The organism is Paenibacillus sp. SZ31, assembly GCF_012912005.1.
GTDB lineage: Bacteria > Bacillota > Bacilli > Paenibacillales > Paenibacillaceae > Paenibacillus.
Map to the genome: position 1 here is coordinate 896,836 of NZ_JABBEA010000001.1, position 19,165 is coordinate 916,000.

The window sequence follows — 19,165 nt, forward strand, 5'->3', positions numbered from 1 at the left end:
GAGCCGAAGCGGTTATTCACGCTTCGGCTCGGGTTTTTAAGTGAAGATCAGGGTCGCTCCCCCATGACATATGGATTCGCGTTAGTGGATCAAGCCTTCGTATCATTCTCCTCCGGCATTGACTGCCCCAGCAAGGAAACTGTGAGCTGAATTCCGTCTTTTAGCCCTTGCATGTATAACCGCTCATTCTCTATTCCTTTACTGACAATGTATCGGCTTTCCCACTCAGCATATTCAGGTGTTTGCTCGATATCCTTGCCAGCAAACAATCCATCGAACGCTTCGTCCTTTTCCTCACGTACACGGCTCAATACAGGGTCATGCTCGATTCGGGCAGACACCTCATCCAGCCTTACCTGAATTGCTTGTTCCAACCACGGTGGAAAATTCATTGTTTCTCCTCCCCTACGCATTATGTACCTCACTCATCATCGTACAACTCGGTGATGTCTCGCCTTCATTTCACTAACTCGTGCCACCAGTTCATCTACCCTTCGGCTCTGTTCCTGAACCTCTGGATTGTTCCACAACGGAATCACTTGCTTCAAGGATGCCTCACCAAGCTGATTAAGCTTGCGCCGTTCCTCTTCCAATAAGTCAAGCAACCAGCTCATACATCCACCTCTCTGATGAGTCTAAACTGCACCATGTCTTGTTAATGCTAGACGTGAGCAGTCATTTTAATGTGATTATCGGTTTATTTCATTTTAATTCGATATCCGCATTAAAAGAACCTTTAATTCTCATACAATTTGGTTGAAATGAGGGGTGTACATAATGAAGCATAGACAAGAACCACCTGGCGACAAAAATATTATCGGCTCAAGAGTCGTAGCTATTCGTAAAGGTAAAGGAATCAAACAAAGAGAATTCCTCGCCAGATTGCAAACATTGGGTTTGGATATCAGTCAGACCAGTCTTTCACGTTTAGAGGGTCAGTATCGTCTTGTTCAAGATTATGAAGTAGTGATGATTGCTAAAGCTTTAGAAGTATCTGTGGGGTATTTGCTTGGGGAAGAATTAGAGTAAAGTAAGGTTGCACGCACGCCACTCCCATCAATGCTGGTACTTCTAAGCATTTTTCTTATTATTTAAAACATGAATCAGTATTCTATCCACTTAATTCCAAAAGTACAAGAAAAAACTAAATTAAATTTTAGATTTGACCTTCGTACATTGATGTGATCTCTATGATATCTCAGAATTAATTGTTAAATAGGATTTCAATATTTTTCCTATCTGTGTTTTCCTTGTCATCTCTCCATAAGTATTTAATAAATGTCTCTTTATCAAACCACAAACATAGATTTATATAATCCATATCTTTCTTAGTATAATCATTGACATTCCTGATTTTTAAATACTTTCCGCTTTCTAATAACGCATGTCCAGTCAAGCTAATAAATAAATCGTGACAACCCTTCATAGTATCAAGATTAACAATAGCTAGGACATTGGGTACTTGATTATGTGGATTAATACTCTCAAATTGCTTTGCAGCTGTATGAAAATGTCTTGTAATTGCATTGTATGTCGAATCATTTTTGCAACCTTCAAAATCGTCCTTATCCAAGGTTTTTTCTTCACAATAGAATACTAACTTACCGTTCTTATATACTTCAAAATCAGGTGTTTTGTTTTGAGATTCAGGTATCTTACTCACTTGAAACCCTATGTTTTCTAGAAAATTCCTCACTATTTCTTCTCCTAATTCAGCCATTTTCATTCTCCTTCCACTGGGGTTTCACATAACGTTCCTGTATTCACTAGCCAGCATATGCTGAGTGACTGACGATTGCTATATCAAGGGCAAATGTCCGTAGCGTGAAAATTTTGTTATGTAAAATTCTATCCAAAGTTATTTTTCACTCACTGCTTTTAGGAATTCTTTTCATTATTTCCTTCCTTATTTTTAACAACATTCTTTTTGACGGATATATCTTTTTATCAGGAAAATCGATTAAATTAGTATTCCATTGGTAGGCATAAAACTCAGGAGATCGTTCAATAAACTCTGCGAGAATAGGGTTCACTTGAGGATCGCTAGAAGCTTGAACATGCATAACGAACTTATCAAATATTTGTATCAAAGCAATCCCATGCTGCTTTGCATATTCCGCTGCTCCGCTTTGAAAACCAGAAGTAGAAATTAATATTCCTTTATGTGCTCCTATACTTCGTACCTTATCCGCTAAAACCACGATTTTTTCACGTTCTACAGGTCTTGTATAACGCTTGCATTCAATAATAACTTTAAAACTTACAGATAAGGCCATGAATTCAGCCATAATATCTATTTGATATTCTCCATCGTTGGTCTGAACTTTTTGGTTATGAAGTATTGAGAAATTCTTAAGATCTTCAGCCTCAGCATAAGCCTTTAACACTTCAAGACAATATTTTTCAAAATCCTTGGCTGAAATGCTTGCGACAAATTCACGGTATGGGTTCATTTCCATCACCTACTTTCATTTCTCTGAAGCCATCAACTTAAATTCAACTTTATTTTTCAGACTTTAAAAAGCACTTGATAGAATTTCACTTAACGTTCACTGTATTCACCAGACATAGGGCGTCTGCCCGCTGCTTGAATATTAAGTCAATTCAACTCTGAGCAGCAATCAATAATCTTCTAAAACAAAGAGTCCTCACTGCTTATCCCAACACCAAAGTTAATATCTCTTGTATTCCTAATCTTCTTAAATTCATCAAGACCAGGATAAGGTTTATTTATTCTTTCTTCATTTCTATACTTCGTACGATACTTATGGAATCTCATATCCGTATAAGGACCAGATTCAATTATTAATAGTCCTTCATTCATACGATACGTAGACATTAAAAATTCTCTTATTTTGTCGCATATATAATTACCCGCTCTAGTCAGTTCAAGGATTAAGTCTTGAACTAATGTTATATGGAATTCATATTCTTTGGCTAAACGGTCGTATCTTTCTACATCCCATTCCTGAATTTTATAAAATTTTTCAATACAATAATCGTCCCCCTTCTTTTGACTATATTCATGAAATACACTTAAAAAATCCCCCAATATTTCCCTAAAATTTTCAAAGGAATCATTTAACTCGAGGTATCTATTAGGCCATACACGAGAAAATAAATATGATTTAACTTCTTGCAATTTAGCTTCCATTTCAATTGACATAGATGTACTTCCTGCACTAAGTAACCAAGAAGTCCAGTCTTTCCAGTTATCTAAGTCACACAAATTAGACCATTTTTCAACAAATGCCATATAAAGTTCTTCTTCTTTTTGTTTATTAATATCAATGTTTAAGGAACTTCTTACCCACTGTTCATGTTCCTCTTTTATTTTGTTAAGTTTTTCAACAGTATAATGTCCCGGTTGATCATCAATAACTTTATGATGGATTTTACATAATAAAAGTAGGTTGGCATATTTATCTCTTTGATCAGAGTTCTTTATCGATTCCCCACGTGGGCCATCATCTTCTCTTGCTACAATATGACACTCATCTCCGATTACTGATTCATCGTCAGTTTCAGTCTCGTCCATAACCAATTCCGCTCGGCATATTGCACATCTATTCGCTGCACGTCCCCAAAGCATTTTTCTTGTTTTTGAAGAAATACTCATGATTCATTCTCCTTTATCAATTGATTTCACCTAACTTTCCTGTACTTATGATCCCCGCCTATGCTGGGTGTCCAGCGTGTGCCCACAGCTTAAATATCATGTTAGAAGAAGTTGGCTCTTCACTAAGTAATTTCACAGTTGTATTCGATACTTTAACTACTTAATCTTCTTTCACCTTAAAACTTATAATTTGACTTTTTAACTAATGAATTTCATCTAACGTTCCCATATTCACGACCCAGCGTATGCCGGACCGCAGGCGTACGCTCACAACGTAAATATTATGTTATGCGAAGTAGCATTTAATTCATTGATTCTTTTTCTATAGTTTTTATTCTTCTCAAAATGTCTTGCATCCCTTCTTGATTCATATTGTTTTTTAAGTACATTTCCTTCATTTCATTAGTTAATTGATCCAGTTCATCAATTTGCTTTCTGGTAAAATTACTTTTTCCACTTTCACCAATTATTTTAAGCACTTCTTCACTCACTTCCTCTTGATCAAAAAATACATTTCGAAATGCATTATTATATTGAAGGGCGTTATGATAATTAACCATGTAGTTCTCTTCGATATCTAAGACACCAAGTTCCTTTGCTTTAAATACCTCACTAGCAAAGCTATCTTCTATTGTAATTAGAATTTTGCGTGAAATCGGATAGAACAATCTATCAAACACGTATATGTTTTTAGTTTCAATGCAAGTCTTTCCTGTATTTTGATCTTGCAAAATGACTGGATTATCAGATGTATAATAATCCAGTTCAGTTTTATTATAATTTATGATCCAGTTCATATTTAAAAGTTTATTACTCCAGCTACTTATCGCATTTACATCTAGTAGCAATACTTTATGTAGAGTAGAATTGCTTAAAAAATTCTTAGTTTTATTATCATCAAAAAATAAATATTGAGAAAAATTTTCTCTAAACGTTTTGGTTCTAAACAATTGATATGTTATTTGAATTGCGATACTCTTTTTAAAATTTGGACTTAAAACCACTTGTTCTTCCTTTCTTTGATAGATTGCCATTTCAATTTTGTCTAATTGAACTTTAAGATTATTTTCTAATATATTTGAAAACATATTCTCTATAAACTGTGTAGTCAAATTTGGGAAATCCTTTTTTAAAGCTTCTCTTTCTTCTTCGCTAAAATCATAAAACGCGTCTTGACAAGCTACCCTATCGATAGGTTGGTTCTTTCTATACTCCTTTTTTTCTTTATCAAAAAGATTGATTTTTTTGCTGCCAAATCTATATAAATAGCTTTTAGGAACATAATGTTGCTGTTTATTAGTTCTTTTCATCTTAAACTCCTTCGCTGTATGTTATTTCGCATAACGTTCCTGTATTCACGAGCCGACGAATGTCGGACCAAGGGCGGATACTCGCAGCGTGGATGTCAGCTGCTTCTTTGAAATACTAAAATCCTCTGTTTATCCTTTTCATATTATAAAAATCTAATAATTTAGTTATCAAAATAAAGCTCTAAATTTTGTTCGCTCAAAATGTATGCCTTATAGCAGTTATCTTTTAATTTATTATTGTAATAGAATAGCTCTTCTTTAGAGAGCTCTCTTAAAATATAATCATTTTGATTGTCGCCTTTTGAAATTCTACAAGCGATTTTCGGGGTCAATGGAAAAATGTACTCCGTAGCTCCGTCATCATTTGTAAATCTACACACAGGATTATCACTCGTTAAAAACTCGAATCCATCAGGTGCCAAAAATAATTCAGTACAAAGCTCATTAATTATCTTTTTTGCTTCAAGCATTATAGGTCCTTTTCCATCGAGGAAATCACGGAATAATTTCAGAATATAACTATGAGCCATTTCGTCGTACCATGTTTCTAAAAATGGATACAAACGTTCATCCTCAGGAATATGAATGGATTTAAAGTCAAACACACTATTACAAAAGGCATCCAAAATTCCACTTAGTACTGGATGATAAGGTTTCGTTCTCCACTCTAACGAAACCATAAATTTGATAAGATCATCACGTCTAATTGCAATGAACTTTTCAACGCCAGGATTTTCGTATACTTTTTTTGAAATATCCGTAACAATTGAATTCCAATAATTCTCGTATTTTGTGTTCCAATCGCCTTCAATATCTCTAATGTGAATAGACAGAATTTTATTTTTTAAATCTTTTTTTTCTGCTTTAGTTATAAGATCGCCGTTAGGCCGATAGATACTCCAAACATCAAACTCATAAAATCTATTATTCATTTCTAACGTATCATTAATTAAGTCGTTATCTAGCTTTACTTTGTAGTCTTTCAGTGGTTCAAAAAATCTTTCGCAATCTTCTTTAGTCCGAGAAAGCGAACCTGCTCTTAATGAATGATAATGCTCAATACCTCCAAACCTTTCTGTACTTTTCTCACTTCCAATACTTTTAGTTCCTTTCTCTACTAAATATATAGAAGATTTATTATGCTTCCATCCTCTCATGTATGTTTGAGGTATAAGGTGATGATATACTGCTTTCGATTCCAAATGAATTCTCCTTACTTTTAGTTTTGTTATATGCTGATTTCCTATAACATCTAATGTATTTACTTCGAAAATACCACATATCCTGTCTGATAATTAAACTATATATATGATAACCTATGCGGTTTTATTTGCGAAGAAAAATTTGGTGAAAAAGGGAGATATATAAGGATATTCAATATCCCATGTCCATACGGTCCAGTGGGCTTTGAATACGCTGAGTATTTTTAAAACTAACATCCGTTTATCGCTGTGTTTTTTTGCACTCGTATGATCGAGTAGCTCCTGAATATATCCATTTTCCAGCAAATGAGTGGCTAAGGGCTTGAATACTTACCTTTTTCACAATTCCATCACGCCGTCATGCTTCTTCAAAAACCTTCTGCACAATACCTTGGCGAGATTTGAAAGAAGCATCCCCTGATCCTTTTGACCCTTTCCCTGTCTCACGATTAATGTTTGCCTTTCAATATCTAACCGCTGCAACACAGACGCACAACTTCATCTACAGCGAAGCCCGTAAGAATATGCTGTACCCTCGTAACTTTTACGCATTCTGAACGGTTCTTTGATCAATTGGTTGTTTACTTACTAGCATTTCATTCGGAATGAAACAATCTACTTACAGATAACGGAAAATGCTGTTAGAATAAAACGAATGATAAAGTTGTTTTAATGCAACGGTATTGTTACTAGTACAAACATAAGGATTGGGTTTATTTGAATAACAAGAAGTTAATATTTAACATTTTTACACTTTGTATTCTACTCATCTTTAGTTTTCTCAGGTGGGATAATCTTGAATCCAGCGCAGACTTTCATTATAAGTATGATCGATGGGCAGGTCAGAAGTGGGTAGAGTTCTATCCGCCGCTAGCTGCTTCTTCCAACAGCATGGAGTTTCCACTTATTTATATAGATGAAATCCATCAGAATGATATAAATAAATATTTAGAAAAACAAGCTCTCACCGGAGAGTTAGTGAACAAATGGATTGAACGAACAAAGTTAACGGATGGATATATAGGTCTATTATTATTGAATATTCTAGTGGTCATTTACAGTTCCATTAAATTATTTATTTTGAGAGACAAAAAATAGGATGTTCTTGATCCCCCTTCAATATGCCGAGGCACACGTTGCCAAAGGGCATACTAACACAAAAGCAGCAGTCCCACATAAGGAACTGCTGCCTTTACTCTTTATAATTTTCCCCACTTATAATATCAATGATGTATAGAAGTCATCTGCGGGCCTTTGTAATATTTGAAATATCTATATTCAGCGTTTACCCTTCTAAACATACAAATTCCATCCCACAACAAAAGCAGCCAAGATGAACGCCGAGATGCCAGACATGATGTACATCACCTTTTGCTTTTTGCTGTAATTGCTCTTCCGCAGTTTGTAAATAAGCAAGCCAAGATACGCCACTGCTAGAACCACATAAAGTAGATTAAACATTAAATTGATCCGTAACGAAGAATACGCAGGATAATTAGGAAACCTCAACTTCGTCTGTAGGATGAAAAGATTAAGAAGGAGTGCCACACCAGCAAAGTTAATTGCAAGATGATATTTATTAAAATTGGTATTAGGATTTCCTCGTTTATATAGCTTGTTAAGAAGCATCCGGATTAAATAGCCGATCAAAGCAATTAAACTGAAAATGATGGCTAGTGCAACCGGAATAAGAGATATCTTAATCAAGTTTACCTTTACATTCGATACAGGCAAGTAATCAATGTAAGGAGTGACTGAAATTTTCTCAACAATACCATTATGCTCGACAACATTATAAGACTTTGCTAAATCAGCTTTTGTATATTTCGTTATATCAAGAAACGTAAATAAATTAGTAAATCTAGCGGCTGCCAGTCGTGCGGGTTGAAAATATCCTCCCCCCTCCGAAGTAACTCTATTAGAATTGACGTTATCACCGAAAATCTCTTTAGTAAGTCCATAATAATAAATTTCCTCAAAAGACTGGTTTGTCATGACTACCATCCCAAATTTAGATTCGGGATCAAAAACAAGTTTACTGGAGAATGCTTTCAAATTCCCCTCGTGCATCAGTGAAGGTGTCCAGTATTCCATCTCAGCGAACCCATGCGCAAATCGCGGAGTAGAAGTCCCGTCATAATATAGACTTGTTGACAACATTTCGTCTAACGTATCCCTCTTCGCAAATAATACATGGCTATCATCTACTGGCATCAACGCTGCAAGGAATTTCCCTAAATCTTCTGCTGTCCCGATCGCTGCCCCTGTAGGATAGAACGTTACGTATACTCTGTTCTCAGGGATCAGTTTCAAATCTTTTGTATACCCTTCAACCTCATTCCTTCTTTGCACAAGATCTGGACGATCTTGCCCTGTTGGATGAACCGTAGTATCGTTCATATGAAGAGGTTCAAAAATATGTTGATTAACATATTCATAATAAGGTTGGCCACTTACCAATTCCACGATGTAACCTGCTAAACCAACGCCGTAGTTCGAATAACCCACTATGCTATTCGGTTTATAGATCTGTTTCGGCTCATTTTTACGCAATGTTTTTCCTAAATCATAATTTTTATTTTCTTCGTAATAAAACACCTCGGCCATTGTTTGATCTTCCCAACCCGCATTGTGATGCATCAGGTTCATTAGGGTAATCGGCTCATCATATTTCAGCTTTTTGAAAAACCCCTCTGGCAGATATTCTTGGATATCCGTATCCAAATCAAGCTTTCCTTGTTCGACAAGCTGCATCACACTTGTATAGACCAGCAGTTTAGAGATGGAAGCCCATTCAAAAACAGTGGAGGTATCCGCCTTCCGCTGATTCTCAATATCTGCGTAACCATATGCCTTATTCACAATGGTTTCACCGTCTTTGATAGCCACAACCGAAACGGCAGCGGTATACTTCTCATACGAGGCAACATAAGCATCAATCGTTTCCTCTAACTTGGATAAAGGAATCCTGGATGGTGTAGTCTCCACCTGTTTCTCTTCAGCGTGGGCGGGTACCGCTATTGCCATAATGATAAATATGAATGACAGAACACAAGCGATTACTTTGTTTACCGTGTGATGTCTACAATTCATCTGCATTTGCTTCTCTCCTTTTATTTTAAATGTTAATTACATTCTCTTGTTTTCACGTATGCGTTTTCAAAAGAGTCCACACGAATCTAAGTTATTTCTCCAATGCAATTACACTCCATTTAGGAGAGATGTCGGAGAATTTCGCCTTTCCAATTAACGATGTTTATTTCTTTATCTTTCAAGAGACACCAATCAATAATTTCACCTATCAATTTTGGCTTGATAATCTCATCGCTCCATTGCGGTGTTAGTACTCTTCTGTATCCTATATATTCTGTTGTCCAGCCTTCGAACTCTTCTCCGATGATGACTATCAATGGGATCTTGTTCTTAATACTGTGTTGTCCCACTTCATAAGTGACGATTACCTTCTTATCCTCAGAAATGATATGTAATTTAATTTTTCCTTCATCGTCAATATCCGGTTCAACATACCAATAAAATAATCGATTGGAGCGAACGATTTTACGTTTATATTTTTTTCTTACGCCCATAACGCACCTCGCATATTTCTTTTCCTCTGTATGCAGTATTTTGACAGTTATCCAAGACACAGCTAGAGTAGCTTGGTATCTCATATCAAAAGTCACACTGAGTTTAAGGAGTAGTACTCTTGTAAAAATCAATGACTCTATCAAAAATCTCGACTTCTCGTTTTTTTATGTCCGGTAATGTTTCGCAATGGTTTACAATATGATGTATATTATCTGCTACAGTCTCTGCTTTATAAATCCCTACATATCCTGGTACCAGTTCATTAAGATAATGGAAGTACCTCATTTGAGGTTCAATCAGGCGTAGATGTTTATCAAAATTCCTTCTGGATCGAGTCTGATCCATCTCCTTTCGCTTGCGCAGCTCATCTTCTTCTGCCCAGAAGAGTACATAAGCATCCGGTAATGATATTTCATTCTCCAATAACTTTGCTCTAAAAAAGTTCGCTGTTTCACCTAAAGATAGGTGCTCATAACCATATATCCAGCTGTACCAAATCTTAAATATATCGCCATCCAAAATCACATACTCATGTTGTTGATTTTTCTCATATGCTATATGCCATCTTTCGATTTGTCTCTCCAGTAACCACATCATAAGTTCCCTATCTTCAAGCTGAGGATATTCAAACAGAAGCCCTGTTTCTGGAACAATAAATGCATCATATTGTGTAGCGAACTGTTGACAAGTGGTACTTTTACCTACAGAACTGGCACCTTCGAGACATATTATCGTCACTGCATTACCTCCTGATATTACAAACAAAATTCTTCGTTTCAAATAAACCGTGCCATCCACTTCAATGAGTCTATCGCCAAATTTAAATACCATATCCTTGCAGTCTTTGTGATACTAGTTTTCTCTTGTTTCTGACCACTCCGTCTTGTCCCACATCATAAACACTTTGTTATCCCATATTAATGAGCCTTAAGATTCGTTTATTCCTACAACTTGTTCAGTTGCTATATTAAATTCGTTAACATTAATGTTTAACTTCATTATTCCTTCTTTATCAAGCCCTTTTGTATCTAATCTAAAAGTACCTGTCAGTGCTTCCGAGCTATTACCATCAATTTTCATATTTATATCCAATTTGATATCCCTATCAATTAATCGCTCCTGAATATCCTTACTTAAGATCGGTTCAACTGTTTTTAGCATTATTGATGTATTGGTTCTATTCCGAAGATTGAAATTGTATGTTACGACTGTAATACCTGCATCTTCTTCGCTTTCTCCCAGTCCAATTGTAATCGAGTTTATTATTAACCCGTCCTCAACAATTTCATCCGCCTTCACACTGTTTGAACTACAACCATTTAGGGCTACTATTATTAAAAGAAATAGCAAAATCATTAAACGCGTTTGATTCTTCAATTCGGAAACTCCTTTAATTTTTCTCTTCATTTTTAAAATCCGTGTTTGCTTTCAATTATAGGTTCATCATTGGAGTAGTAACGATCAATTTTCACACTTGTAAATGTATCGTTATTATTCAGCAACGAAAAAATGTCTTCCTTTGTTCAGGTGTCCAGAATAGTATATAAGCGGTTTGCAATCTATGAATAACATTCATTCAATAGTCTTTTAAAATTTATATCTTATTTCAACCTTTTGTTCTCTAAGTACTTGAAGTATCGTTTCTACAGATTCTGATTTGTTAGTGTATCCCCTAAATTCAATTGCAAATGGTGGAACTACACCGAAGCCCCCACTTAAACAATCTGACAAGCTGTCTAGACAAGCGCCAAAATAACCCCCTGGACCATTAATCGCTTCACCGAGAGAGAAGTAAAAAGAATTTTTGTCTGTAATATTTCGACCATTAAGATAAAAAGTTTGGTTAGTTTCATCTTGAAGGTGCAAACAGTTTGCATAAGTATTATGATGATTTCTAATGATTTCTAACTATAAATTGCGCTGTAGCATAGAGAAATTTAACCAAATATTGTATCTATTCGGTATAGTATCTCTCCATAGATCCCAGAGTGATATTGTTTCTTCAAATAAAGCGGTTTGCGAATAGCCTTCCAACTGAACATTCTGACCATCAATTAATTCTGAGTTCATTAACGAATTCTTTGAACTCAATACGTAATAATAACTTCCAATAATACAACCATTCTTATCCAATATTAAAATATATACATTTGTAATAGATCGCCTTCGATCTGTACAGTACTGCCTAAACTCATTAGTAAAATAAAAATTGATAAATTCAAGATGATCATTATCACCATCCTGAGCTTCATCAATCTCCATCTTTGGTAATCCACTAATGTAATTGAAATGACCAATTACTACATCGCTCTCTTCGTCCTTTAGAGCATATCTATAAGGCATCATGTACTCCTTATCTATACATACAGAATTATAATGATCTTTGCGCAAGATATATCTCTTGGTCTTTATATACTATTTTCGTTATCATTTTTGTATATTTTAATCTCGTGATTTCAATCAGATCATTTGGCTGCATCATATTCAGAATAGGACTATCTTTGATTAAAACTTTGCTATTACCTCGTCCCAATCCTTTAACTATAATGATATTTTTATTCTTCTTCACATCTACAATTTGTCCGATCGTTATGAACTGCTCTTGTTTCTTGAGATCAAGGCAAGTTACAAGGCCAAGTATACAAAATATAAGAAAACTAAAAATTGATAACGCAGTTGTCCATGCAGGAGGATGATATGCCAAGTATCTGGTAGTTAATTGAATTCCTATTATAAAAATAAATAAAACGATTAGTAGCAATTGCGTTTTTAGTTTCCCTCTAACTTTTTCGTTCATAGTCTCTCCTTACAGGTTATGTGGTATTGCTCCCCCTACAAGTCACTTAATTTCTCGCTACGTTTCTTATCATTAATTCTGGTGACGACTTGGTAGAATAATAGTCAAAATGAGAATGTCCAGAATCCGAAGTCGCAAGAAATAAGCAACTATGCACTAACATTTCAAATCCAAGCTTTGTTGAATTAATTATGGCTATATCTTGATCTGCCTTTACTCTAAGTTGTTCATCGTACTTCCAATGCTCCCATGTGTCCCATATGGTTTCATCATATGTGTCTAGTAGAGGTAAATGATATATTTCTGATTTAGAAAATTTCATAGATAATCTAATTGTTTTCAATTCTTTTCTTGCTAAAGGATTGATGGCTCCGTTAAATATAAATAAGTTTGTAGCCTTTGGGTCTTCTCGTGCTAAATAAATCACATCACCACTTTTCATTGAATGATGGAATAAACTCGCCAATAAAAACATTTCATGAGAATCGGCTGTATCGATTATTAGTAAGTGACCTAGTTCTTCTTTAACGATGATATTAATTTCTTTTTGCTTTAATATCATTGTGGTGATGTCCCTGGAACCTAATTTAGTTATTACTTGCTTTATTGGAAGTGATTTATTCATTCTGTTTCTCCGGATTTTGAATTGATTACGCTGGTTTCCTATAACGTTGATATTTTGATAATTTGTAATGGTTTCATCGGTTCTTTAAATATCATTGCCTTCCACAAAATGCTTATAAATTGTATTTCATTTTCATTCTTTCATATAACTTATAGTCCGTATTTCGATTTACAATCTCTCCAATTAACTCTTTCCATTTGTTCTCAATCCACTTAGGACTTTGTTCTTTCAGAATATCCTCGTTAAATTGACTATCAATATACGCCAAATCTTGTTTAAGCACTCCTATATCCTTAATCAGTTGATTTCTCAATTCTTTTTCTAGCGATATCTTATTCGATAAAATTTCGCCTATGATTTCTACATTTATATACGTATACATATCTCTAAACACATTATAGATTAAGTGAGTTGATGATAATTGATCTTCCCTGAAGTCGGATTTCAGGAACACGAATGATTCTTCGCCAACTTTCAAAGATACCGCCACATTTCCTAAGGCATGTATGACTGTTTCCTTGGAAGAGCCTTCCTCTAAGCTTTTTATCACATTATCTAAGTTGTAGATGGATTCTTTTATACCCATTTGAGTTCCATGATTTAGTTTAACCGCGTAATCAACTTCTTGATTGTCTTTGTACGCTTTGAATTGATAGTTGAAAAACATGCTTATTATCAAGCCAACCATTAGTATGATTATTGCTATATTTTTTTTCATTGAATTACCTCCTTCTAGTGCCTGAACTACGTATATAATAACCCATATTGTTACAATTGCGAAGGTGAATTGGCGAATAAGGGAAATTTATTAGTTTTCTCAAACCCTTATCCAATCGATCCAATGGGTTTGAATACGCTGAATATATGCAGGGTTGTAAAGGATGCGAGTATGCAGTTGGAACCTTTTGTTATAGTAATAAACCAAAAAAAGGCCCTCTTCATCCCATAGAGAATCCGACGACCTTCCGATGCTTTTGGAACTATCCACTGTTTAAAAGGTAGAACGTACCGTCTTTCGTTGCAAATGGGCTAGCGCCAGCAACTACCTGGACAAAAAAAAGGAACAGGCAGACCCAGATCACGCTACAGCACAGCGCCTGTACGATCCGAAGCGAATATATACGGACGAATCGGCACCATGAGCTGGAATTGCAGCCTCCAGTTTTGTTACATCGCATTGGCCGAGTCAAAATCCTGGCCTTTGTAGTACGTGCTGCCAACATGTCTGTCATATTCAAAAAGTCCTCCTGCACCTACTGAATCGTTTGGCTGAACGATGTTCACCACTTTTTTATTATAGTAACCTTCGTTCACTTTCGCCAAGCTTGCATCGTCCAGCAGATTGGTTACACTCGGAGCACTGTATGTCATGGCCGACAAATCCTGTCGCGTTGCCACATATTGCGCTAAACCACCTCCAAGCGAATGTCCCGTAAGAGAGATACTTGCGTCAGGATATTTTGCTTTCACTTGTTCATAAAGCACTTCCGCCTGATGAAATTGATTGTTCTCCCAATCGATATCGTTCTTAAAGGATTAAATAAAGCTTTTCTTGAAAATGTTATGATGATTAGGGTCAGTTACGGCATCCTCCAGTTCTCTGGTGCGCCCACCTAAAACATCAAACACGTCTGTTTCGTAATCGGCTGCTCTCCCAAGCCAGCTCCCACCTGGCTCTGTTCCACGGTAACCGATGACAATCTGTTTCGTCTGATTGTTGTGGAGCTTCGCACCTTCAGGTTCAATGACCTTCCATTGTGCATAATCTCCCTCTTCTGTAAGCGGTGCTCCGGCAGTAACGTTGTCCTGGTAGGCAAGATATTTCCTTATACAACTCATCGCTAATGTAATCGTTCGGCATAAATACCTCCTGAATTGAACATTTCCATATGATTATGTAAACTAGTGATAATTCAATCTTTATAGTATATTAATACCAGTTTATAATATTAGAGGTGTCCATTTTGAGAAAACCTTTCTTCCTATTCGTACTCTTAATCATCTCATCTCTCTTACTCGGAGCATGTGCCTCCGAAGAGGAAAAGATGATTGTATCCTCCGCCGAGAAGTTCGCTGCAAATTATGTTCTTGAAAAATACGGTGTAACCGTTCGTTTTACGGAGTATAAATTCTCTCCTCCCGATCTAGCCAATTCGTTAGGCCTCCATGGCTACATTGAAGGCGATAAGAAAAAGAAGGTATTTGTTTTCGTGAACTACGATCCTTTAAGTATTCAGACACTATCGCTTCCAGAAGGTATATCCAAAAAATCAAATGCCAAATAGAGAGTTGAAGCTATTTTTAAAACGATGATACATCTCTGTTTGAAGAAGTTCTCCACTAATTCGATGAAATCTGAATATACGGAAATAGGGGAGTAATTGTATAACTCCCCCTCACCCCAACAAAGCCTGCTCGATCTGACCCACAATCCCCTTAACACCTATCGGCCCATAACAGCCGATCCATGTTGCAGCATCAACAGAATGTACACACTGTTGCTCGCCCCCATCCAGCATTCCCAAAACCCTCGTCTCTGTCGCAGATATCCCATCCTGCATAAGCTTATTACTCAGTAAAAAGTAGTGGCTAGCTTGTACTGCAGGTAATCTTTCAACCGAGATATGATAGGCCGTGTCGGTGGTATCTGCAACAAACAACGGAACGGGTAGACCCAGATCCCGGTACAGCACAGCGCCTGTGCGATGAGCAGCAGAATGGACGCGCACGAGGGAATCCAGTGGACGGATCAATGCCACACTTTTTCCTGCCAATACCGGAGCCAGTTCCTCAGACAACAAAGCCGTTCGACGGTGATAATCCACGATAATCTGCTTGGCTTCTGCTCGCTTGCCTGTCAGTTCACCGAACAGACTTAGAATCGTCTGCCAGTTTTCGTTACGCTTGAACATGAGTACTGGAGCGATTCCACTTAACAGTTCATGGTGCTGATCATGCACCTCGGTGCAAATAATCAGATCCGGCGCAAGTCGCTCTACCGCCGGGAGATCGGGGTATTCATACGTACCAAGTAATGCTGTATGCTGGAGTCCTGCCCGGAGTGATTGAGGGAACGTTAACACGGTACTTCCTAGTCCGACACTTCCTACCGGAGACAAGCCCAGTGCAAGCAAATGATCAGCATATTGCACATCGAGGACAGCGATACGCTGTGGTATTTCGGTGACGGTGTACTCCCCGCGCATATGGCAGATGACCGGGCCTTCTGCTGATTCATAGGAAGAAGCTGTGCGATTTTGCAGCAAAGCATTCGCATAGTCTGCATCTCTTCTCGAAGCGGCGGCATGCCGGTAATGTAGCGGTGGGACGCCATTATATTTTTTAAATGCTCTGCTGAAGTAATACATATCGCGATAGCCCATTTTGTCCGCAATTTCACCGATGGAAGCATCCGTATGACACAACATGCGTGAGGCACTTTCCATACGCAGCTGAATGACGTATTCCATCGGTCCAAGCTGCTTCTCTTGTTTGAATCGTCGCTGCAGCTGTCTTACACTACAGCCCGCCAGAGCTGCCAGCTCTTTTAGCTCCAAGTTTTGACGATAGTGCGATGTGATATAAGAAGCGACTACATCCACCATGTCGGACTCCGCTCCCCCTTGACCACGTTCATACTCCATGATCAGCTCGTAGATCATTCCTTGGAGCAAAGCGTTGGCATAGAAACGTTCCAGTCCTTCACCGCGTCGCCATTTGGCAACGATTTTTTCGGCGTTTTCGATCCATTCCGCATGGGTTGCCGAGTTTTGAACAAATGACCTGCGCAGCGGATGCTTGCGATATGAAGGTACAACAAGGGAAGCTCCCTCTATGGAAGAAGCCTTGTACATAATGACAATATAATGAATGTCCTCTGATCTGGCCGTCAGCGTAAAGGATGATCCCTTCACCACATGACAGGCAAAAGAAGCTCCAATGTGGCAACACTCGCCATCCATTGCAAGCTCCCCTTCCCCTCCATATGCCAGCAGCAATACATTTGAAGTTAAATCCGTTTCGTGTAAAACGCTGCCTGTCTGCAAAGTACCGCTATACCCGTCAAGCATCTTGATCGTCGTATCACTCCATAGACTTGTCTGTTCTTGCAGCGGCATTTCTCTCATCTCCTGACAATAGCAAAGGTAAAGTTGTTGCTGTTGTCATTTTAGTTGAGATTCTTTCTCATTGTCAATTTTCGGACATTTTCTGCAATATTCCCCTGACATCTGATAATAAAAACAACAGGTGATCCGCTCGCTTTTCGCAACGGGAACATTGTCCTTACAATCGGTGAAGCGGGTCAACGGATTCTTTCTTACACCAAACACCTGCCCGGACGCCACTTGCGTCAGATATGAAAAGTCCGCCTGGATGTGCCCACTATCCTGCTCTACCACATCTTCATCAGGTGTATACAGTGGGCCAATGCGTACCATGATATTCTCCCAGAGAATACTCATCGAAAGTGGCGCAATCGCAGCAAGCGTCTTTAACAGCGGTGTAAGCTGTACCGCAAACATCTCCTCGATCACCTTTTCCCGCCACACTGCCCTGTCTCCCGTTAGTCCTTCAGCCTGAAGTCCATTCACCGCTAGAAAAGGAAATCCTGTTCCGCCCTCATGATCTGAGAGCGCCGGATGATAGAGAAAGCTGTTCTCCAGCTGAAACGAAACATGCTGATGATGAAAAGTCATCGCGGTCACCAGCGGAGCCGTCCACAGATAGCCAATTCGCTTGGCTAACATGGAAGCGGCAACCTTCATGTCAGGCGCATCGATGTACTCCTGAAACCAACTGATATACTCTCGGCATGCCGCTTCGTCATGCAACTCACTTAGAGCAATGGTACGGACACTATGTTCAGGCGGCTCACCGAGCAAGATCGAATGATCCTCCACTGTCTCTTTCCATAAGTCTGTCGAGAGATAATGGGTCATATTAATTCGATCCGAGCAGGGCTTCCGATGCCTGATCTACAATAAGATTAATAGCAAGAGGTCCGTAGTATGCAATCCAAAGTGTTGAGTTTACGTCATACGTGCGGTTATTCTTCACAGCATCAAGGGACTTCCACACTGGATTACTCACCATAGCCTCTGCCTCTGCCGCAAACAGCTCATCCGACAGCACAAAATAACGATCTGCCCCAATGTCAGGAACCTTCTCCATCGAGATTTCAACAGAGGTATCATCCTTGATTCCCTCAACGAGTGCAGGCATTTTCAAGCCCAAATCCTGATACAGAATGCCGCCTGTGCGATGCTCGATACCATGAACACGAATGCCTTCTTTTCTCGGACGAATAAGGGCTACCGTTTCATCTCCCATTTTCTCTGACAGCTGTGCCTTCAGACCAGCGACTTTCTCTTCATAAGCCTTACGCACCGTCTCTGCATCGTCCTGCTTGTCTGTAATCTTAGCCACTGTGGCTAACGTATCACGCCAGTCTTCGTAAAAATCAAGTACCAGGGTAGGTGCAATTTTGCTTACACTCTCATACTGCTTTTCCTGGAAGTCCGTCATGATAATCAGATCCGGTTCCAAGGCTACAATCGCTTCCAGATTAGGCTCGTCCCGTGTACCCAGAACCTGTACGTCACTCGGCTGATCGCCTAAGTATTCTGGAAAATCAGTGTTACCTCCAGCGATAACACTACCTGCTGGCTTCTCGCCAACGGCTAACATTTGATCCAGAAACTTAACATCCAGCACTGCAATTTTCTGTGGTTTTTCGTTTAGAGTGATGTCACCCTTCATACCCTTGATCGTTACGGGAAAAGCTCCTTCCGTCTGCGTTTCCGCATTCGCAGGTGTCTCCGCTGGCGTTGCAGCAGATTGCTTACCACTATCTGTACCTGTTGCGGCACCGCAAGCCGTCAGGACTAGAATAAGGGCCATCATCAAGCCCATGAGTAATCGTGATTTGTGAGCAGTGTAGGCTTTGTTACCAGCCGTTTGCTCCTTTGTTCCTTGTTTCATTTGTAAATCCCCCTTATGTATACTGGTGATAATGATTTTCAT

At 38.2% G+C, this 19,165-nt stretch carries 23 protein-coding genes; 2 read left to right on the forward strand and 21 right to left on the reverse strand.

Features of this window, described 5'->3' with window-relative positions; genetic code table 11:
* Positions 1–89: 89 nt before the first annotated feature.
* Together HF638_RS04190 and HF638_RS04195 are read right to left on the reverse strand one after the other, a co-directional pair.
* The gene (locus HF638_RS04190; protein WP_169479017.1) at positions 90–392 is read right to left on the reverse strand and encodes a hypothetical protein; all 303 of its coding nucleotides are present in this window, start codon (positions 390–392) and stop codon (positions 90–92) included.
* A gap of 36 nt (positions 393–428) precedes the next feature.
* Positions 429–614: an aspartyl-phosphate phosphatase Spo0E family protein gene (locus HF638_RS04195; RefSeq protein WP_169479018.1), complete on the reverse strand. Its 186-nt coding sequence runs from the start codon at positions 612–614 to the stop codon at positions 429–431.
* 163 nt (positions 615–777) lie between these two features.
* On the opposite strand from HF638_RS04195, the gene HF638_RS04200 reads away from it, so the two are divergent.
* Positions 778–1,029, forward strand: coding sequence for a helix-turn-helix domain-containing protein (locus HF638_RS04200; protein ID WP_169479019.1), 252 nt, complete (start codon positions 778–780; stop codon positions 1,027–1,029).
* Positions 1,030–1,204: 175 nt separating this feature from the next.
* Here the strand turns inward: HF638_RS04200 and HF638_RS04205 are convergent, their stop codons facing one another.
* The 16 genes from HF638_RS04205 to HF638_RS04280 form a co-directional block, all read right to left on the reverse strand.
* Complete coding sequence (locus tag HF638_RS04205; protein ID WP_169479020.1) at positions 1,205–1,720, reverse strand: hypothetical protein; 516 nt, start codon at positions 1,718–1,720, stop codon at positions 1,205–1,207.
* 145 nt (positions 1,721–1,865) lie between these two features.
* Positions 1,866–2,453: a restriction endonuclease gene (locus HF638_RS04210; RefSeq protein WP_169479021.1), complete on the reverse strand. Its 588-nt coding sequence runs from the start codon at positions 2,451–2,453 to the stop codon at positions 1,866–1,868.
* A gap of 179 nt (positions 2,454–2,632) precedes the next feature.
* Positions 2,633–3,619 carry an HNH endonuclease gene (locus tag HF638_RS04215; protein ID WP_169479022.1) on the reverse strand — a complete coding sequence of 329 codons (987 nt, stop codon included), beginning with the start codon at positions 3,617–3,619 and terminating at the stop codon, positions 2,633–2,635.
* Positions 3,620–3,921: 302 nt separating this feature from the next.
* A complete protein-coding gene (locus HF638_RS04220) occupies positions 3,922–4,929 on the reverse strand; it encodes a DUF4238 domain-containing protein (RefSeq protein WP_169479023.1) in 1,008 nt (335 codons plus the stop codon).
* Positions 4,930–5,090: 161 nt separating this feature from the next.
* A complete protein-coding gene (locus tag HF638_RS04225) occupies positions 5,091–6,131 on the reverse strand; it encodes a DUF4238 domain-containing protein (protein WP_169479024.1) in 1,041 nt (346 codons plus the stop codon).
* Between the two features lie 1,293 nt (positions 6,132–7,424).
* Positions 7,425–9,230 (reverse strand): serine hydrolase domain-containing protein, encoded by a 1,806-nt coding sequence (locus HF638_RS04230; protein ID WP_169479025.1) that lies wholly within the window; start codon positions 9,228–9,230, stop codon positions 7,425–7,427.
* A 113-nt stretch (positions 9,231–9,343) separates the two neighbouring features.
* Positions 9,344–9,718, reverse strand: coding sequence for a hypothetical protein (locus tag HF638_RS04235; protein ID WP_169479026.1), 375 nt, complete (start codon positions 9,716–9,718; stop codon positions 9,344–9,346).
* A 103-nt stretch (positions 9,719–9,821) separates the two neighbouring features.
* Positions 9,822–10,550, reverse strand: coding sequence for an AAA family ATPase (locus HF638_RS04240; protein ID WP_169479027.1), 729 nt, complete (start codon positions 10,548–10,550; stop codon positions 9,822–9,824).
* A 96-nt stretch (positions 10,551–10,646) separates the two neighbouring features.
* Positions 10,647–11,096, reverse strand: coding sequence for a hypothetical protein (locus HF638_RS04245; RefSeq protein WP_169479028.1), 450 nt, complete (start codon positions 11,094–11,096; stop codon positions 10,647–10,649).
* A gap of 210 nt (positions 11,097–11,306) precedes the next feature.
* Positions 11,307–11,585 carry a barstar family protein gene (locus HF638_RS28965; RefSeq protein ID WP_211175467.1) on the reverse strand — a complete coding sequence of 93 codons (279 nt, stop codon included), beginning with the start codon at positions 11,583–11,585 and terminating at the stop codon, positions 11,307–11,309.
* A 42-nt stretch (positions 11,586–11,627) separates the two neighbouring features.
* Complete coding sequence (locus HF638_RS04255; protein ID WP_169479029.1) at positions 11,628–12,110, reverse strand: hypothetical protein; 483 nt, start codon at positions 12,108–12,110, stop codon at positions 11,628–11,630.
* The gene (locus tag HF638_RS04260; protein WP_169479030.1) at positions 12,091–12,516 is read right to left on the reverse strand and encodes a hypothetical protein; all 426 of its coding nucleotides are present in this window, start codon (positions 12,514–12,516) and stop codon (positions 12,091–12,093) included. Before HF638_RS04260 ends, HF638_RS04255 begins: the two co-directional genes overlap by 20 nt.
* Positions 12,517–12,562: 46 nt before the next feature.
* Complete coding sequence (locus HF638_RS04265) at positions 12,563–13,141, reverse strand: hypothetical protein (protein ID WP_169479031.1); 579 nt, start codon at positions 13,139–13,141, stop codon at positions 12,563–12,565.
* 112 nt (positions 13,142–13,253) lie between these two features.
* The gene (locus tag HF638_RS04270; RefSeq protein ID WP_169479032.1) at positions 13,254–13,859 is read right to left on the reverse strand and encodes an oxidoreductase; all 606 of its coding nucleotides are present in this window, start codon (positions 13,857–13,859) and stop codon (positions 13,254–13,256) included.
* A 449-nt stretch (positions 13,860–14,308) separates the two neighbouring features.
* Positions 14,309–14,662 (reverse strand): lipase family protein, encoded by a 354-nt coding sequence (locus HF638_RS04275; RefSeq protein ID WP_481856132.1) that lies wholly within the window; start codon positions 14,660–14,662, stop codon positions 14,309–14,311.
* Between the two features lie 15 nt (positions 14,663–14,677).
* Positions 14,678–14,980, reverse strand: a complete 303-nt coding sequence (locus HF638_RS04280; RefSeq protein WP_169479034.1) for a hypothetical protein — start codon at positions 14,978–14,980, stop codon at positions 14,678–14,680.
* A 206-nt stretch (positions 14,981–15,186) separates the two neighbouring features.
* On the opposite strand from HF638_RS04280, the gene HF638_RS04285 reads away from it, so the two are divergent.
* A complete protein-coding gene (locus HF638_RS04285; protein ID WP_169479035.1) occupies positions 15,187–15,426 on the forward strand; it encodes a hypothetical protein in 240 nt (79 codons plus the stop codon).
* 111 nt (positions 15,427–15,537) lie between these two features.
* Here HF638_RS04285 and HF638_RS04290 read toward each other — a convergent pair whose 3' ends face one another.
* Genes HF638_RS04290 through HF638_RS04300 form a run of 3 tightly spaced genes read right to left on the reverse strand, consistent with a single transcriptional unit; the run spans position 15,538 to position 19,123 of the window.
* Positions 15,538–17,259: a helix-turn-helix domain-containing protein gene (locus HF638_RS04290; protein ID WP_169479036.1), complete on the reverse strand. Its 1,722-nt coding sequence runs from the start codon at positions 17,257–17,259 to the stop codon at positions 15,538–15,540.
* A gap of 45 nt (positions 17,260–17,304) precedes the next feature.
* A complete protein-coding gene (locus HF638_RS04295; protein WP_169479037.1) occupies positions 17,305–18,081 on the reverse strand; it encodes a (2Fe-2S)-binding protein in 777 nt (258 codons plus the stop codon).
* 1 nt (position 18,082) lies between these two features.
* Positions 18,083–19,123: an ABC transporter substrate-binding protein gene (locus HF638_RS04300; protein ID WP_169479038.1), complete on the reverse strand. Its 1,041-nt coding sequence runs from the start codon at positions 19,121–19,123 to the stop codon at positions 18,083–18,085.
* Positions 19,124–19,165 lie beyond the last annotated feature (42 nt).

What these genes read in the sequence shown, in the direction of transcription:
- HF638_RS04190 (WP_169479017.1), bottom strand. Translation starts at nt 392, where the DNA reads ATGAATTTTCCACCGTGGTTGGAACAAGCAATTCAGGTAAGGCTGGAT.
- HF638_RS04195 (WP_169479018.1), bottom strand. Translation starts at nt 614, where the DNA reads ATGAGCTGGTTGCTTGACTTATTGGAAGAGGAACGGCGCAAGCTTAAT.
- HF638_RS04200 (WP_169479019.1), top strand. Translation starts at nt 778, where the DNA reads ATGAAGCATAGACAAGAACCACCTGGCGACAAAAATATTATCGGCTCA.
- HF638_RS04205 (WP_169479020.1), bottom strand. Translation starts at nt 1,720, where the DNA reads ATGGCTGAATTAGGAGAAGAAATAGTGAGGAATTTTCTAGAAAACATA.
- HF638_RS04210 (WP_169479021.1), bottom strand. Translation starts at nt 2,453, where the DNA reads ATGAACCCATACCGTGAATTTGTCGCAAGCATTTCAGCCAAGGATTTT.
- HF638_RS04215 (WP_169479022.1), bottom strand. Translation starts at nt 3,619, where the DNA reads ATGAGTATTTCTTCAAAAACAAGAAAAATGCTTTGGGGACGTGCAGCG.
- HF638_RS04220 (WP_169479023.1), bottom strand. Translation starts at nt 4,929, where the DNA reads ATGAAAAGAACTAATAAACAGCAACATTATGTTCCTAAAAGCTATTTA.
- HF638_RS04230 (WP_169479025.1), bottom strand. Translation starts at nt 9,230, where the DNA reads ATGCAGATGAATTGTAGACATCACACGGTAAACAAAGTAATCGCTTGT.
- HF638_RS04235 (WP_169479026.1), bottom strand. Translation starts at nt 9,718, where the DNA reads ATGGGCGTAAGAAAAAAATATAAACGTAAAATCGTTCGCTCCAATCGA.
- HF638_RS04240 (WP_169479027.1), bottom strand. Translation starts at nt 10,550, where the DNA reads ATGGTATTTAAATTTGGCGATAGACTCATTGAAGTGGATGGCACGGTT.
- HF638_RS04260 (WP_169479030.1), bottom strand. Translation starts at nt 12,516, where the DNA reads ATGAACGAAAAAGTTAGAGGGAAACTAAAAACGCAATTGCTACTAATC.
- HF638_RS04265 (WP_169479031.1), bottom strand. Translation starts at nt 13,141, where the DNA reads ATGAATAAATCACTTCCAATAAAGCAAGTAATAACTAAATTAGGTTCC.
- HF638_RS04270 (WP_169479032.1), bottom strand. Translation starts at nt 13,859, where the DNA reads ATGAAAAAAAATATAGCAATAATCATACTAATGGTTGGCTTGATAATA.
- HF638_RS04280 (WP_169479034.1), bottom strand. Translation starts at nt 14,980, where the DNA reads ATGAGTTGTATAAGGAAATATCTTGCCTACCAGGACAACGTTACTGCC.
- HF638_RS04285 (WP_169479035.1), top strand. Translation starts at nt 15,187, where the DNA reads ATGATTGTATCCTCCGCCGAGAAGTTCGCTGCAAATTATGTTCTTGAA.
- HF638_RS04290 (WP_169479036.1), bottom strand. Translation starts at nt 17,259, where the DNA reads ATGCCGCTGCAAGAACAGACAAGTCTATGGAGTGATACGACGATCAAG.
- HF638_RS04295 (WP_169479037.1), bottom strand. Translation starts at nt 18,081, where the DNA reads ATGACCCATTATCTCTCGACAGACTTATGGAAAGAGACAGTGGAGGAT.
- HF638_RS04300 (WP_169479038.1), bottom strand. Translation starts at nt 19,123, where the DNA reads ATGAAACAAGGAACAAAGGAGCAAACGGCTGGTAACAAAGCCTACACT.